Origin of the sequence: Paenibacillus sp. 8b26 (assembly GCF_050626875.1) — a bacterium.
Lineage (GTDB): Bacteria > Bacillota > Bacilli > Paenibacillales > Paenibacillaceae > Paenibacillus.
The window spans coordinates 107,932-122,872 of the sequence record NZ_CP192445.1; the positions used below are offsets into that span (position 1 = coordinate 107,932).

Consider the following 14,941-nt stretch of genomic DNA (forward strand, 5'->3'; position numbering starts at 1 on the left):
ATAGAAATGGACAGGTGTAATAACCCGTAAGGAGAAAATAACTTCTTGCCGGGAGGTGTATGTATGGAGGTATTCGTCACGATTGGTGTCAAATTGATCATCAGCTTTTTTGGTTTGTGGATAATTGCTTTTATTACAGGGCGGAAAACCCTCAGTCAGTTAACACCGCTCGATTTTTTAACGTCATTGGTTTTAAGCGAAATTGTGGGGAATACACTATACGACGATAAGGTGAGCATTGGGCAGCTTTTGTTTGCTTTGGCACTGTGGTGCGCGCTGTCCTATTTTTTTGAGAAGGCAACGACCCATTTTGTAAGATTTGGATATATGGCGGAGGGCCGGACTGTGCTGCTCATCGATAAAGGCAAGGTTAATCAAGAAATGCTAGAAAAATACGATATTGAGTATACACAGTTACTTTCCATGCTTCGGCAGCAAAATATTTTTTCTCTTCGTGAGGTCAGGTACGCCACGTTGGAAACGAACGGCTCACTATCAGTCATGCGCAAACCCGAATACGAGCCGCCAACCGCTCAGGATATGGGGATAGGTGTGCAGCCTGACTTCTTTTCCGTTACGGTCATCGATAAAGGAAAGCTGCTGAACGAATCCATGAGGGGCAAGAAAATCGATATGGAGCAGATTAAAGCAAAGGTCCGGGAGCAAGGATATGGTGATATCGACGAGATCGCCTATGCGGAGTATAGCGAGGATGGAACACTGTACATTGTTCCGATGGGAGAGAAAACCTAATTAGACCAGGTTGGACCAGGCATAAATTATCTTTTAGTATCCGCGCTCAGCGCGGCTTTTTTTATGTATACAAGTCCAGTTCTTGGCTTGGGGCAAGAGCTTATACTATTAGCCTAAACATTTCCTTTAAATATTCCGATAACATTTAAATGAACGTCTATTGCTTATGCTAGACTGACAAGGCTGGATTACAATAGGAGGATTTTGTAATCTTACCAACTGGTTTGACAAATACATATTGTTATCAAGGAGTGCACAGATCATGAAAAAGAAGGGATTGCGCCAATGGATGGCTCCGTTCGCAACGGTTACTCTGATTTTGAATACGGGATATGGCATCTTGGGGGGAACGGATGTAGCGGCGAGTGCGTTGCCTGCCAAAGAGCATAGCTGGAATTTGAAAAATCCGGGTATAGAGCAGTCACATGCAAACGTATTAGCAGGTCAAGGGCGCTATGCGAAGGTTGGTTCGGGTACAGGCGTGACTACGCTTACAGAAGTAGATGGTCAAAGAACCTATATTAACAGAATTATAAAAACGTTGGCGAACCAAACAGCTGCGTTGAGTATTACATCTGGAGAAGTAAGCCATTTGACAGCGGTTCCGGCAGATACAACAAAGATGAACTTGTCTTGGACAAATCCGACGGACACCAATTTTGACCATGTAAAGGTCAGCGTCAGCACGGACGTATATGTAGATAACATCAAAAGTAATTCTTATATGATGAGCGGCTTACAGCCTGATACAACATATAACTTTCGCGTGCAGACGGTGGATAAGAGCGGAAATGAATCTCAGGGGACTTCAGTACAGGCCAAAACGGCTTCTGTTGTTCCTGTAGATAAGACACCTCCAGGGGAGGTGAGCGGGCTGACAGCGACGAATGTGGGTTACAACGCTTTTACTGTGAATTACATTTTGCCCAAGGATGCTGACCTGAGCCAAGCGATTATCTATCTAAATGATAGGGAAGTGCAGCGAACCTTAGGTACGTCCTACACGTTTAGTGGCTTGATCGCTTCCACTAACTATACCGTAACGGTCAAAACAGTGGATAAATCCGGAAACGTATCTGGGGGGGTTAGTATTCCAGTTACAACCCCAACAGTCTCCGTCGATACTTCGTCCGTGCCAGATGTGACTGGAGCGACAGTGACGTCCGTTGGTAATCAGAGTATATCCATTTCCTGGACGAGACCCAGCGGGATTAGTACAGTTAGTCTATATCTGGACGGGCAACTGATAACAGATTCATCAGGAACGACATATACGTTCACGAACCTGACAGCAGCTCGGTCGTATGGAATTACGATTAAGTCCAAGCGGAGCACAGGTGCGTTGTCCTCTGGCGTGAAGCTGAGTGCGACGACTAATTCGAGCTCCAGTACGTCGGAAGTAACCAATCTTGAGGTAGACAGCAAGGATGAAACCTGGATAAAAATCACCTACGATATTCCAAGTGAAGCGCAGAGGGTGAAAATATATGTTGATAATGACTATCGTGGGGCTACAACCTCTGAGTCCTACAATATTACGAATTTGCGTACAGGACGCTGGTATGTAATTAAGGTAGTAGCAGTAAAAAGCAATGGAGGGGAATCTTCAGGTGTGAGTTTATCGGAACGTACCGATACTTCCTATTCGTCTTCGTCGTCTAGTTCATCAGACTATGAGGAAGCAAGAGATTTGATGAGGACTGCGGAGAATAACCTGAGTGCATCCAGTTGGCGTGCTGCCAGAGACGCAATTAGTGATCTGCCAAGCGGGTCGCGTAAAAGTGATCTGCTGGATCGACTGGAAGCTATTCGCAATCGTGTGTTTAATACCAGCGGTTCATCAACCACGACAAGTACAAGTACAGGTACAACAACCTCTGGCTCAGCGTCCGTGTACTCCAACAATGCGGTTGCCCCATACGCAACTTCTTTCACCCTGACACCAGGAGCAAAATATGCTTACGTGGATGGTCGCGCTATGTCGATAGATCAGGCCCCGCAGATCATAAATGGGGTGACGATGGTTCCGCTACGTTTTATCAGCGAACGGGTGGGCTACCAGGTGAATTATGAAAAAGGGACCAAGCGGATCCTTATGAATCGCCCTACTGAAGGCAAACAGGTGATACTTCAAATTAAGAATCCCAAGATGGTAGTATATGAGCTAAATATATCCCGGAATTCCTCAACTCCCATCACAGCCCCGATTATTGTTAAGGGCTACACGTTAGTTCCACTAAGAGCCATTAGTGAGCTTTCGGGCTACCAAGTGAATTATAGCGCTGCATCCAAACAAATTACGATTACAAAATAAATGCTTTTGTAAAAATGGTTCCAAGTAAAGAATCTGGAACTCAACTTGTCGAGAAACCCGGTCATTTCCATGACGTTGGGTTTCTCTTTTTTTTGTATGTCACACGAAAAATGAAAAAGCGATGGATAGACAGGAAGTAGTAATGAAGGAATCGGAGATGGCTGAACGGAAGCAAGTCAGTGTTGCGCAGCTTTCCATTTCCTGGCTCTTGCATCAGTCGAGCGTCACAAGCGTCATCATTGGAACCAAACGAATCGAACAATTAAACGATAACCTTGGAGCTACGGATATCCTTTTCTCTGAAGAAGAACTGCTTTCTTTAAATGAGGTGAGCAAGCTTCCTGCGGAGTATCCTGGATGGATGCTGGAATCGTGGAGCCGAGCGAGAGTTAAACAGATAGAGGACTCACGAACCAGAGGAATCGTCTCTTGAAACTTAACACGTTCCGAATCCACCCCAATCTGGGATTAATCGTCAGCCCACTCGCCCTCGGCAAGATGACTTTCAGCACTCCGCATTGGGGATCAACCAACGAAGTTCTGAGTCTATCTTCGATGCCTACATTGCACTGAATGCCAGCATTAGCAAGCAAGTGACGGGAATCTATTTAACTGCTCTTAAGAACATGCTTTAAGCAAGGGATAGTTATAGAGTTATGAAACTAAAGTAGCCAAAAACATTCTAATAAGCAACCCCTAAAACTTATTGAGTATTCTTTAGATGAATATAATCTAAAGTCTTAGCTAAAATGGAAAAAAAGCCCGCGATTTTTTACGCGAGCTCTTTTTGAAGATAAGCATCAATTTTTGCAAGGGCTTCTTCTGTACCGCCGGATTGCTGGAAGCTATCATTTATTTTTTGTATGCCCTCTTTATACACTGCGTTCGACATCACTTCATGTACGGCCTCTCTTAACGATTGTACATTGATATGGTCTTTGGTTATTCGATAGCCAGCTTGAAGTTCCGTTAACCGCTGCGCGACCATCGGCTGGTCCTTGTCCTGGGGTAGTACAACCAAGGGAACATTGAAGTGAATTCCTTCATTCACGCTGTTCATTCCACCATGAGTAATAAACACATCTGAATGACGTAATACCTCCAATTGAGGAACATAGGGTGAAATGATAAAGTGCTCGGGGGCCGGATTGATTTTCGTAAAGTCAGCTTTTTCGCCAGCCGCAATCACGACGATGCCTTCAAAATCGGCAAAAGCTTCAATACAGGTGTTAAAAAAGTCTTCAATATGATCTAAAACCGTTCCCATCGAAATATACAGAACCTTGTTATCTTGTAATGCATCCAGGGGAAATGAATTTTCTCCTTTGCGCTCTGGGAAGCTGGGACCAATAAAAAGATTCTCATCACCAAAAAGTTCACCATTCGGTTGGAAATATCGACTGGTGTATACCACATTCAGCGCCCCTGAATTGTTCATAAATTGCACCATATGCTCGGGAGCAACACCGAATCTTTCTTTCATATGCTGCAGCAAGGTTGTGGCATGTTCATCAAGCTGAAACGGTACTTTAGCATCAGTACGAAAGAGGCTGGTAGCCATCCGATTCTTCGAAATAAGAAAGGATGGAGAGGAAGCAATACCGGGAATATTCAAATAATCCCTAACTAATTCACCAGCTCCGAATCTATCATAGAACACAAAATCAAAATCAATGCTTTCGGACAACTTTTGGGTAATGGCCAATATGTCCAGCGAAGTCTGAATATGAATGTTCAAAAATGCGTTCAATCCGTCTGGAGAAGCGGTGTTGATGAAAGTAGTCCTGACCAGATCGGGATGCAGGTGAACCGTTGCTCCAACGGCTTCGAGTCTGTCCTTATATTTCTCAGTTGTAATGTAATGTACTTGGTCTCCCCGTGCCGCAAAGGCTTGCGTAATCCCGATCGTAGGATTCACATGTCCTTCTGCCGGAAAGTTAACCATTAATATGTGTAACATTCATCATCACTCCCTTTACGCTTCGTTGGAGATCACAGCTTTCACTGAAACTCTCTATCTATAATAACAATAATTTTTATATTTACAAATCATATCCTTTTTGCAACCATATTTTAAGGTCTCCAAGCATATCAACTTGTCCTTTCAGAATTTCTAAAGGGAACTTTTTCGATTCCGTTACACCTTAAATTTACCGCAGATGAACATTCAATAAGTTCATATTCCAAGGGATTGTTGAATGCTAAGCTGAACTTACAGTTATTTTTTTGTTATGCATTTTGAGATCTTAAGAGAGTGTGGAACGTTGAAAACTAATTCATTCATATCGTTATACCCAAAACTTACTTAATGAACTGGAGCTTGCACATCAAAAAGTAGAAGAGCTTACGTTAGCCAACGAGCGGCAACGCATGGCTCGGGATTAGCATGATACACTTGCTCAAGGTCTTGTTGGCCTGATTATGCAGTTGGAAGTATGCAGTTGGAAGCCGTAGATGCCCATCTGACAAAAGGCAGCTCACAGAGAGCACATGAAATCGTTCAACGGTCCATGTCCCAGGCGCGCAAGGCTTTGGCTGATTCACGACGTGCTATAGACAACCTGTTAAGGTTCTCCGGGAATCAGTAGTCATTCATACGAGATTAGAGGGAACCCGAAGAGACCGTGTGAAGAGGCTTATGACGCATTCTTATATTAAAGTGCGTATTCGCCATTAACATACAGGTAGATAACTAAAATATTGGAATAATTATTAAACAAGGCAGACCGGAGAATCGGTCTGCCTTGTTTTAATTTTTTATCGTCACTGACTGCATTCGTGATCAGCGGGGGATCGCCTTAATGCGGAAGGTAGAGCTGGTGAAATCCCCCGTTAGATCCGAGACAACAAGCCCAATTCTCATTAGGCGGTCACCTCCAAAAATTTCGCCATCGAACGCTACGCGGAAGGGGGAACCGCCATCTTCCACTAAGGTATTACCCGTATGGACTGCATTGTTGCCCGTCGCCCCGTGTTCGATTATATACTTTTTATCTGGGTCAAGTCCTTTTAGAGTTAGTCGCCGGATGGGACCATTTGGCTCAGCCAGTACACGGAAGTAAGCGACAAAGGCTTCGGACAAGTCCTCGCTAACGAACATCCAGGCCGTATCGCCTCGGCCCTCAAACGGACTAAGGAGTCGATACATATCTCCCTGCTGTACAAGGGAGCGAATTTCCTTATACTGGGCGATTTGTTTGGCAGCGAGCTCCTTTTCTTCATTTGTAAAGGCAGTTAGGTCAAGTTCGTAGCCAAAATTCCCGCTCATCGCCACGTCGCCGCGTATAGCGAGGGAGGTGATTCGTCCCACTTGGTGATTCGGTACGTTCGATACGTGTGCCCCCATGGTACTGGCTGGATACACGATGCTTGTGCCGTACTGGATAGCCAATCTTTCAATGGCATCGGTATCGTCACTGGTCCATGTCTGCGGCATATAGTAGAGCATTCCGGGATCGAATCGTCCACCGCCTCCGGAACAGCTTTCGAACAAGATGTTCGGGAACTGAGAAGTCAGGCGTTCCAGCAGATCGTAAAGTCCGAGCATATAACGGTGTGCAGTTTCCTTTTGCCGTTCGCTAGGAGCTGTAGCCGAGGCAATCTCCGTCATATTACGGTTCATGTCCCACTTGACATAAGTAATCGGAGCAATCGAGAATACGGAGCTAAGCGTCTCGTACAAGTAGTCGCATACTTCCTTGCGGGAGAGATCGAGCACCAGTTGGGATCGGCCTTCCGTCCGCCGCCGACCCTCAGCATGCAGGCACCAATCGGGATGGCTGCGGTACAGTTCACTATCAGGTGATACCATTTCCGGTTCAACCCACAAGCCAAATTGTAATCCTTGTTCATTAACCCGTTTGGCCAGGTCGGCAAGCCCGCCAGGCAGCTTGCGGCGGTCTTCAAACCAGTCCCCAAGCGAATTATCGTCGTTGTCGCGTTTGCCAAACCAACCGTCATCAAGAACAAAGAGCTCAATACCAAGGGGACCCGCTTCTTTAGCAATCGCTTCGATTTTATCGGTGTCGAAGTTGAAATAAGTGGCTTCCCAATTGTTTACAAGAATCGGACGCTCTTTGTCACGGTAAACGCCCCGGCACAGACGTGTACGATAGAGTCGATGATAAGTGCGAGACATGCCCCCAAGACCTTCTCCGGAAAAGACCAGTACGGCTTCAGGGGTCTGGAATGACTGACCTGGCTCAAGCCGCCAGGAGAAGTCAAAGGGATTGATCCCGATACTTACACGGGTCTGGTCGAACTGCTCTACTTCCGCTTGGACGACGAAGTTGCTGCTGTAGACCAGACTGAACCCGTACACATCTCCGCGATCTTCAGTCGCATCAGGACGAAGCAGTGCCAGAAAGGGATTCATTTGGTGACTACTGGAGCCCCGACGGCTCTCCAACCGAATGGCACCAGGTCCGAGGTCGCGACGCTGGATATGTCTTTCCCGCACCCAGGCTCCCGACAGGTAGAGAGCTTGGTAGTTGGAATCGGCGAAATCGACAGAGGCGCTCATGGCATGCTCAATATTCATGATAGCGCTTCCTTTATGTTCAAAAAGAGTAGACCTAGCAATGGCACTGTGGTTCGCAAATACAGTATAGAGCAGTGTAGCCTTAAGGCCTGAATTTTGGTCTTCAAGGATCAGAAAAAGGGTTGTCGCTTCATCATCCGATTCGGTATAGACAGCAGGAAGTCCATCGAGCTTTGGTTTTCCCTTTATAATGCGATAGCCACTATATTTTAACTCCGTAATCCGAGTTCCGTCCGTGAGTGCAACCTGGTAAGCGGGCTGACGAAAGTCGCTTGTTCCATACTGGGGATATTCCTGGGGAAGCGTATCCAGGGAAATTGTGCGGTTGGAAGGAACAGGATTGGGAGAGAAGGAGCAGCGCTCCCTAAGTTCCAGTATACTTGCTAGATTTTTGTCATGATGAAGTTGAGCTCCCCAATAGACATGTGCGGGATATCCTTCTACAAGCTGGATAATATAGCTGCAATCCTTGGACTGCAGGTGAAACAAACCAAGCGTCTCGTCTACATGAATGTTCATGGTATTCACTCCTTGAGGATTAATAATATCGATTTGTTTTCACGTAATGATATTTACCAATGACGTTAAGACTTTCAAATGCTGATTTTAGCTGTTACTGCACGAGCTTTCCCGTATGACAAGCTTAGTCCCGATCACGCTGTGCGCAGGTGGTTCACGTCCCTCAAACCGTTCAGCGAGCAGTTGAACGGCAGCCTTTCCCATCTGTTCGGGATAGGCACGGACAGTGGTTAGCGGAGGCTGCACGAAGGCTGCCATCTCAATGTCGTCGAAGCCGACAACAGCCATATCCTCAGGTACCTTGACTCCATCTCCATGAAGGGCACGGAGGGCACCGATGGCGAGCGGGTCGCTTGCAGCGAAGCAGGCCGTCGGTCTTTCCTGTTCGACAAGTAGCTCGTTCATCATCCGATAGCCATCCGCGGTAGTCCAAGCGCCTATACGGACGAATTCAGGATTGTACAATCCCCGTTCCCGCATGAACCGTTCAAAATAATGCGCCCGTCGCTCTCCGTCGCTTTTACCGCCGATAAACCCGATTTGTCTGTGACCAAGCTCCAATAAATGTCCGAGTGCCTGATCAACAGCTTGCCGGAAATGGAGGCGTACGGAATCGTACTCCAGCTGTTCATGGTACTGGTCGACAAGGACAATGGTGTTCTTGTCAGGATGAAGCTTGAATACCTCTTCAGGATCAACGCCGCCCACAACAATCAGACCGTCCGCCTTCTGCAGGGTGCCGATGGATGAGCGGCCTCGCAAGGTCTGCCCCAACGTCAGGCTAAGCTCTTCACAGCGCAGTTCGATTCCACGGCGGATCGAGGCGTAATACGGATCGTCTCTTTCCTCCTCAATGGAACACCACAGCAGGAGGGAGACCGTCTTCCCGGCACGTTCCGTGTTCTGCTTTAATTGCCTCAGCCGGGAAGGCTTATACTCAAGCTGTTCAGCAATTGAAAAAATTCTGTTTTTGGTGTCTGGGCTCACGGACAGAGACAAGTCGTTATTTAAAACCCTTGAAACGGTTGCGGCAGACACACCCGCTTCGCGGGCAATGTCTTTAATGGTTGCCAAAAGAGCTCACACCTTTTTAGTTAATAATTTTACTAAAAATCGACTTTATCCTAACACATCTCTTTGGCACTTTCAAGATGGGCGGTTGAATTTTTTTAACATTATTTTTAATCTACTACTTGTACAGATTGTTTGTGTTAACATGATGAATATTCTCTTGATGACGGAGGGGTTTCAAATTGAATATTCTGTAACTATGCCTGCAATTGCGACTGTAAAATAAATCGTCGTATAAGTGGGAGAGGATATAGTGAATACAGAGTTGGATCGGTTTGGAAAAGCTTCCCCCCTCCATCGTAGTTTGAGTAGCCAAAGTAATAGCTTTGATAGTTAGATTTTTTCGGTTTCGGAATTCGCTTTTTTTCGAGAGGAGCCCAATGATGATCTGCAGCCGTGAGCTGGTCCGGCAGACACCTGTCAGGAGAGCGCCTGAAGGAGCACGTCGTATTTTCGTACGATACATAGATAAAACAAAAAGATCGATATATTCCACCATAATAGATAATAATATCCCCTTTTTTTGGATTGTTTCTCTTTATAATGAAAGCGCACTCATAACAATCTAAGGAGCTGATATGTTTTGACACGTAACAAACGCTTAAGAAGATTGTCCACCGCCATGTTAACGGTACCTATGCTCACGATGTTCGCTTCAGGTGCAGTGGCCGAGCAGGAAATGAACGGACATAAGCCTCCGGTTTCTGCTGGAAGCGGCGTGTTTTATGAAATTTATATCAATTCTTTTTATGATTCGAATGGAGACGGACACGGTGATTTGAAAGGAATTACACAAAAACTTGATTACTTAAACGACGGCAAACCCCGTTCGGGCAAGGATTTGCAGGTCAGCGGCCTCTGGCTCATGCCCCTGAATCCGTCTCCAAGCTACCATAAATATGATGTAACCGACTACTATCAGGTGGACCCGCAGTATGGGAATCTGAATGATTTCCGCACCTTGATGAAAGAAGCGGACCGAAAGGGCGTCAAGGTGATCATGGACCTTGTTATCAATCATTCGAGCAGCGAGCACCCTTGGTTCAAGGAGGCCAGCGCCAACCCGCAAAGCAAATACCACGACTATTACGTATGGGCGGATGAGAACACGGATCTGGAAGAAAAGGGCTCGTGGGGCCAGCAGGTATGGCATAAGAATCCGAATGGGGAAGGGTATTTTTACGGTACGTTCTGGTCAGGAATGCCGGATCTGAACTTCGACAATCCCGAAGTCCGCAAAGAAATGATCAAAGTCGGCAAGTATTGGCTGCAGCAGGGTGCACAGGGGTTCCGGCTTGACGCGGCGATGCATATTTTTAAAGGACAGACGAAGGATGGTGCCGATAAAAACATCGCGTGGTGGAATGAGTTCCGTTCCGAGATGGAGAAGGTAAATCCAAATGTATATCTGGCAGGAGAGGTTTGGGACAAACCGGAAACAATAGCTCCTTATTACGGACCGCTCCACTCCCTGTTTAATTTTGACCTGGGTGGAACGATTTTGAACTCCGTGAAAAACGGCCGGGATCAGGGTATCGCGACATTCGCCGAGAAAACGCTGAAACTGTACAAATCGTACAATAAGGCGGCACTCGATGCTCCGTTCCTGAGCAACCATGACCAGACCCGTGTCATGAGCGAGCTGGGCGGGGATGTGCGAAAAGCCAAGTTGGCCGCTTCCATTCTTTTGACGCTTCCGGGTCAGCCGTTCCTCTATTACGGGGAAGAAATCGGCATGAAGGGAGAGAAGCCCGATGAGTATCTTCGGGAGCCTATGCGCTGGTACAAGGGAGATGGCCCTGGTCAACCAACGTGGGAGAAACCCAAATACAACACAGGCGAAGTGTCGGTCGAAGCGCAGTTGCGGGACGATGATTCCCTGCTGGAAAGCTATCGCACACTCATCCGTCTGAGAGAAGAACATGAAGCTCTCCGCAGCGACAGTCTACAACCTATCCAAACAAATTCTTCCAACGTGACCGCATTTACACGCACTTCAGGCAAAGAAACATTGTATGTATATCATAACCTGTCTGAAGAGCCAGTTACCCTGCAAATGAAAGATTTGGTTAAGGGTAAGTGGAAAGTGGTCTTCTCCACCTCGAAGGATGTGAAGGTGAAGAAAGGAACAGTTACAATCCCAGCTTACAGTTCTCTAATTACCGAAGAAGACAGAAAGAGCTGAATATACGGAAAAATTACCGTTCAGATGAAGCAGGATATATATTGATGAATCCAGTTTGGGGTGTTAACAGCACCCCATTTTTCTATATGAGTTTTGCTGCATACGAATAGAGGATTTAAAACCGTCAGGAGATCAGTTATATGTCAAAAAGATAGTTTTTACGACTGTTGTGTGTTGAACCGGGAAATTACTCGTTTCAACCAGGCCAATTCAATATAAAGCACGCCCGTCAGAGTACACACAGGGCAGAATAAATGACATTCTCCAGTGTGTAGTCCAAGGGGCGTTATTTAATGCCCTTATCCATATTAAAGATCGGGCGCTTCCATATGATTATAAAGGGGATATGCCTTCTGGTACACAATTTTGGTCTTGGCAGGCAGCTACTCCTCGAACGGCAGGCTCTCTTTAATCGCCCACAGGTCGTCATAGCTGATAATCCGGCGATCCGCACTGGACAGGTCCTGCCGGCCCGAGCCGGGGTTGTGGAAGCCAATGCAGCGCATACCCGCACTCTTGGCTGCCTGGACACCGTTCCGTGAATCCTCAATAACGATGCAATGGGCCGGGGCAATGCCAAGCTGCTCGGCGGCGTATAGGAAGATGTCCGGTGCCGGCTTACCCTGCGATACTTCTTCTCCAGTGATTCGAATATCGAAGTAACGGCCAAGCCCTGTCTTTTCCATGATGAGATCAATCAGCTCCCGTGGAGAGGAAGAGGCCACCGCGACTGGAATCTCTCTATCTTGCAGCCAGTCCAGCCACCGCTCCAACCCGTCAATTGCCACAAGGCTCTCGTGTGCAATCATCGTCTGCATCACATTTTTCCGGTGATAGAACAGAGCCTCTTCCACTGTATTGGTGAGCTGATGTCTGTCCAGCACCTGGCGCCACATGGATTCGAGTGTCACTCCAACATAGGTGTGGTGCTCTTTTTCCGTCATGGACGCACCGAAATGGGCAAAGGAGCTGCGTTCGATTTCAAAATAAATCGGTTCGCTGTCTACCAGTACTCCGTCCATGTCGAAGATGACCGCCTTGACTGGAACGGACGCTGTTGGGCCTCCCGTGCATTCATTATTCGGCTGCGCATCATGATGAATGGTTGTCATGTCCATCCCCCCTTGTTAATATCCGGATTTAGTTACCGGAGCCGTTCGATTGCAGCACAACCTTGATCGCCTGTGAAGAAGGCTGAAGTGTCCGCTCGTTGATATTGCATCCCAGGGTCAGAAAGGCCTCTCGATAGTCTTCCAGCGGATAGGAGTGGGTAATGATTTTTTTGGCGGGAACGATCTGCTGCTCAATCAGGTAATGAGCCGTGGAGAACGTGCCTAGGGAATCAATCGAGCCGATGATTTTGAGGCTACGGTCAACTACCTCTTTCGGATTGAACGTGCTTGTCCCATCTCTCAGCCCCACCAGCATCAGATATCCGCCGCTCGTAAGCTGGGATAGTACCTGTGTACCGACCACGCCTGTGGTATCCACAATCATGTCCACCTGATTTTTTAACGGTGCCAGCTCATGAATGGCTGATTCCAGTGTGGCGTGCACGGACCACCGATCGGGGGCCACGGAATCTGCTATGGCGAGCCGTTCCTCTGAGATGTCAACGAGACAGCCAGTGACACCTTTGGAAGCAAGAGCATAACTGTACAGAATCCCGATCGGGCCTGCGCCAAGAATGACGGTTGTGAAATTCGGCAGCAGGTGAATCTGGTTGATTCCGGTCAGCATACAGCTCAGTGGTTCGGTCAGTGTCGCTTCTTCGTAGCTGATATGATCCTTCAGCTTGTACAGAAAACGATCCTCGGTCACATAATAATCAGTGAACGTGCCGTCGGCACTGACTCCAGTCTCCGTTACGGATTTATGTGTGCAATGATTCTGTCTTCCTGTCCGGCACATATCACATTGACCGCAGTAGTACGTCGGATCAATCACAACCCGGTCCCCGGGCTGCATTGAACTGACGGCTGATCCTACAGCGATCACTTCCCCCGCTGATTCGTGGCCCAGGATAGTGGAAGGCACAGCATGATATTTGCCGCTGATGATGCCTAGATCCGTACCGCATACGCCTGTCGCCCGAATCCGGACGAGAACGTGGTTATCTTTGGTAATTTCGGGGACGGGTCTTTCCTCAAGAGCCACATCCCAAGCTGATTTGTATACCAGTGCAAGCATGAATAGTCCTCCTTTTGCCTGTTCGGCAGATAGTTAGTGAAGGGTGGCCAGAACGGCGTCAAGCCGCTTGACAATTTCGACAATCTCGTCTTCCGTAACCGTGAGAGAAGGTCTTACTTTGACCACATTGCCGTAACCGTAACGGGAACCTCTGAGAATCAGCTGCTGTTCGGCAAAAGCACGGTCGATAATCACATTGCTCTTGGCTGCGTCCGGGGCATCATCTTCGTCCACAATTTCCAATCCCCACATCAGTCCGACGCCGCGAGCCTCCCCGATGCAATCATGCTTGTCAGCCATCTCTGTCAGCAGGGTCCCGAGCAGGCTTCCTTTCGACCGTACGGCTTCCAAAAAACCGGGCTCGGACACAACCTCTAACGTGGATTTGGCTGCCGTGACCGAGATCAGATTGCTGCCCGAGGTGAAGGAATGCTCATGTTTCTCCAGAACATTGAGACGAGACTGCATCAATACCGCTGCAACAGGAACACCGATGCCGCCCAGTCCCTTGGCAAGGGTAATGATATCCGGCTGGATATCAAACAGCTCACTTGCGAACATGTATCCTGTCCGCCCAATCCCTGTCTGAACCTCGTCAGCGATTAGAATCAGACCGTACTCGTTGCACAGCTGACGGAGGCGCTTAAAATATCCTGCAGGTGGGATGATATTGCCTCCGTTGCCCAGGATGGGTTCAATAATCATGCAGGCCACAGAGCCTGAGCTTGCATACGCAATGGCATCCGATATGGCTTCGACGCATTGATAGCCACACTTGTCAGGCGAAGAATTAAACGGGCATCGATAGCAGTAGGGAGCAGGTACATGCAGGGAATTTGCTGCAGCTGAATTGGGAAATTTCCTCCGCCGGAAGGCGTTACCGGATATGCCTGTTGCGAACTGGGTCTGCCCATGATGGGACAGATACAGGCTGATTATATCGAGTTCTCCGGTATATTTCTGGGCTAGCTTCACAGCACATTCATTCGCCGTGGAGCCGGTAATATCTCTCATCCATCCCGCGTCGATTCCATTTGGCGTATACTGGATCAAATGATCCAGGACTTCCTCGACGTAAGGCTCGGTAAAGGATGAGGACATATGGGTAAGATTGGCGACTTGTTCCTGTACTTTGGTGACAACATGAGGGTGATTATAACCAAGCGACAGATTGAAGGTGCCGGATACGCCATCCAAATACTCCATACCCGAATCGTCAATCAGAGTAATGCCTTTTCCGTATCTGAAGCGTTCTTTGGTTAAGGTATGCACAATGCTTCCCCTCCATATCAGAATATACATTCCCATCAAGTACATCCTTATAATGTACAGCCCCTGTTACAGCATAACGCGGTAGGCCTCACCTCCT

Annotated in this window: 10 protein-coding genes and 1 pseudogene; 5 read left to right on the plus strand and 6 right to left on the minus strand. The window is 47.6% G+C overall.

Translation table 11 applies throughout. The features are described from left to right. Positions 1-63: 63 nt before the first annotated feature. From ACQ4MX_RS00420 to ACQ4MX_RS00430, 3 genes are all read left to right on the plus strand, one after another. A complete protein-coding gene (locus ACQ4MX_RS00420; protein WP_149096369.1) occupies positions 64-753 on the plus strand; it encodes a YetF domain-containing protein in 690 nt (229 codons plus the stop codon). A gap of 262 nt (positions 754-1,015) precedes the next feature. Next, on the plus strand, positions 1,016-3,067 hold the full coding sequence (locus ACQ4MX_RS00425) for a stalk domain-containing protein (RefSeq protein WP_431088715.1): 2,052 nt from the start codon (positions 1,016-1,018) through the stop codon (positions 3,065-3,067). A gap of 121 nt (positions 3,068-3,188) precedes the next feature. Next, complete coding sequence (locus ACQ4MX_RS00430) at positions 3,189-3,500, plus strand: aldo/keto reductase (RefSeq protein ID WP_431088717.1); 312 nt, start codon at positions 3,189-3,191, stop codon at positions 3,498-3,500. A gap of 339 nt (positions 3,501-3,839) precedes the next feature. Here the strand turns inward: ACQ4MX_RS00430 and ACQ4MX_RS00435 are convergent, their stop codons facing one another. Continuing rightward, positions 3,840-5,027, minus strand: a complete 1,188-nt coding sequence (locus ACQ4MX_RS00435) for a macrolide family glycosyltransferase (protein WP_431088719.1) — start codon at positions 5,025-5,027, stop codon at positions 3,840-3,842. 332 nt (positions 5,028-5,359) lie between these two features. On the opposite strand from ACQ4MX_RS00435, the pseudogene ACQ4MX_RS00440 reads away from it, so the two are divergent. Then, positions 5,360-5,631: pseudogene (locus ACQ4MX_RS00440) on the plus strand (histidine kinase); the annotation flags it as partial. A gap of 218 nt (positions 5,632-5,849) precedes the next feature. Here ACQ4MX_RS00440 and ACQ4MX_RS00445 read toward each other — a convergent pair. Next, on the minus strand, positions 5,850-8,126 hold the full coding sequence (locus tag ACQ4MX_RS00445) for an alpha-galactosidase (protein WP_431088720.1): 2,277 nt from the start codon (positions 8,124-8,126) through the stop codon (positions 5,850-5,852). A gap of 87 nt (positions 8,127-8,213) precedes the next feature. Then, positions 8,214-9,200, minus strand: a complete 987-nt coding sequence (locus ACQ4MX_RS00450; protein ID WP_431088721.1) for a substrate-binding domain-containing protein — start codon at positions 9,198-9,200, stop codon at positions 8,214-8,216. Between the two features lie 580 nt (positions 9,201-9,780). Between ACQ4MX_RS00450 and ACQ4MX_RS00455 the strand changes: the two genes are divergently transcribed. Further along, entirely contained in the window at positions 9,781-11,382 is a 1,602-nt protein-coding gene (locus tag ACQ4MX_RS00455) for an alpha-amylase family glycosyl hydrolase (protein WP_431088723.1), read from the plus strand. 383 nt (positions 11,383-11,765) lie between these two features. Here the strand turns inward: ACQ4MX_RS00455 and ACQ4MX_RS00460 are convergent, their stop codons facing one another. The 3 genes from ACQ4MX_RS00460 to ACQ4MX_RS00470 are packed head-to-tail and all read right to left on the minus strand — an operon-like array spanning position 11,766 to position 14,844. Next, positions 11,766-12,494: an HAD family hydrolase gene (locus ACQ4MX_RS00460; RefSeq protein WP_431091212.1), complete on the minus strand. Its 729-nt coding sequence runs from the start codon at positions 12,492-12,494 to the stop codon at positions 11,766-11,768. Positions 12,495-12,522: 28 nt separating this feature from the next. Beyond that, a complete protein-coding gene (locus ACQ4MX_RS00465) occupies positions 12,523-13,572 on the minus strand; it encodes a zinc-dependent alcohol dehydrogenase (RefSeq protein ID WP_431088724.1) in 1,050 nt (349 codons plus the stop codon). 33 nt (positions 13,573-13,605) lie between these two features. Beyond that, positions 13,606-14,844: an aspartate aminotransferase family protein gene (locus ACQ4MX_RS00470; protein WP_431088726.1), complete on the minus strand. Its 1,239-nt coding sequence runs from the start codon at positions 14,842-14,844 to the stop codon at positions 13,606-13,608. Positions 14,845-14,941: the final 97 nt, after the last annotated feature.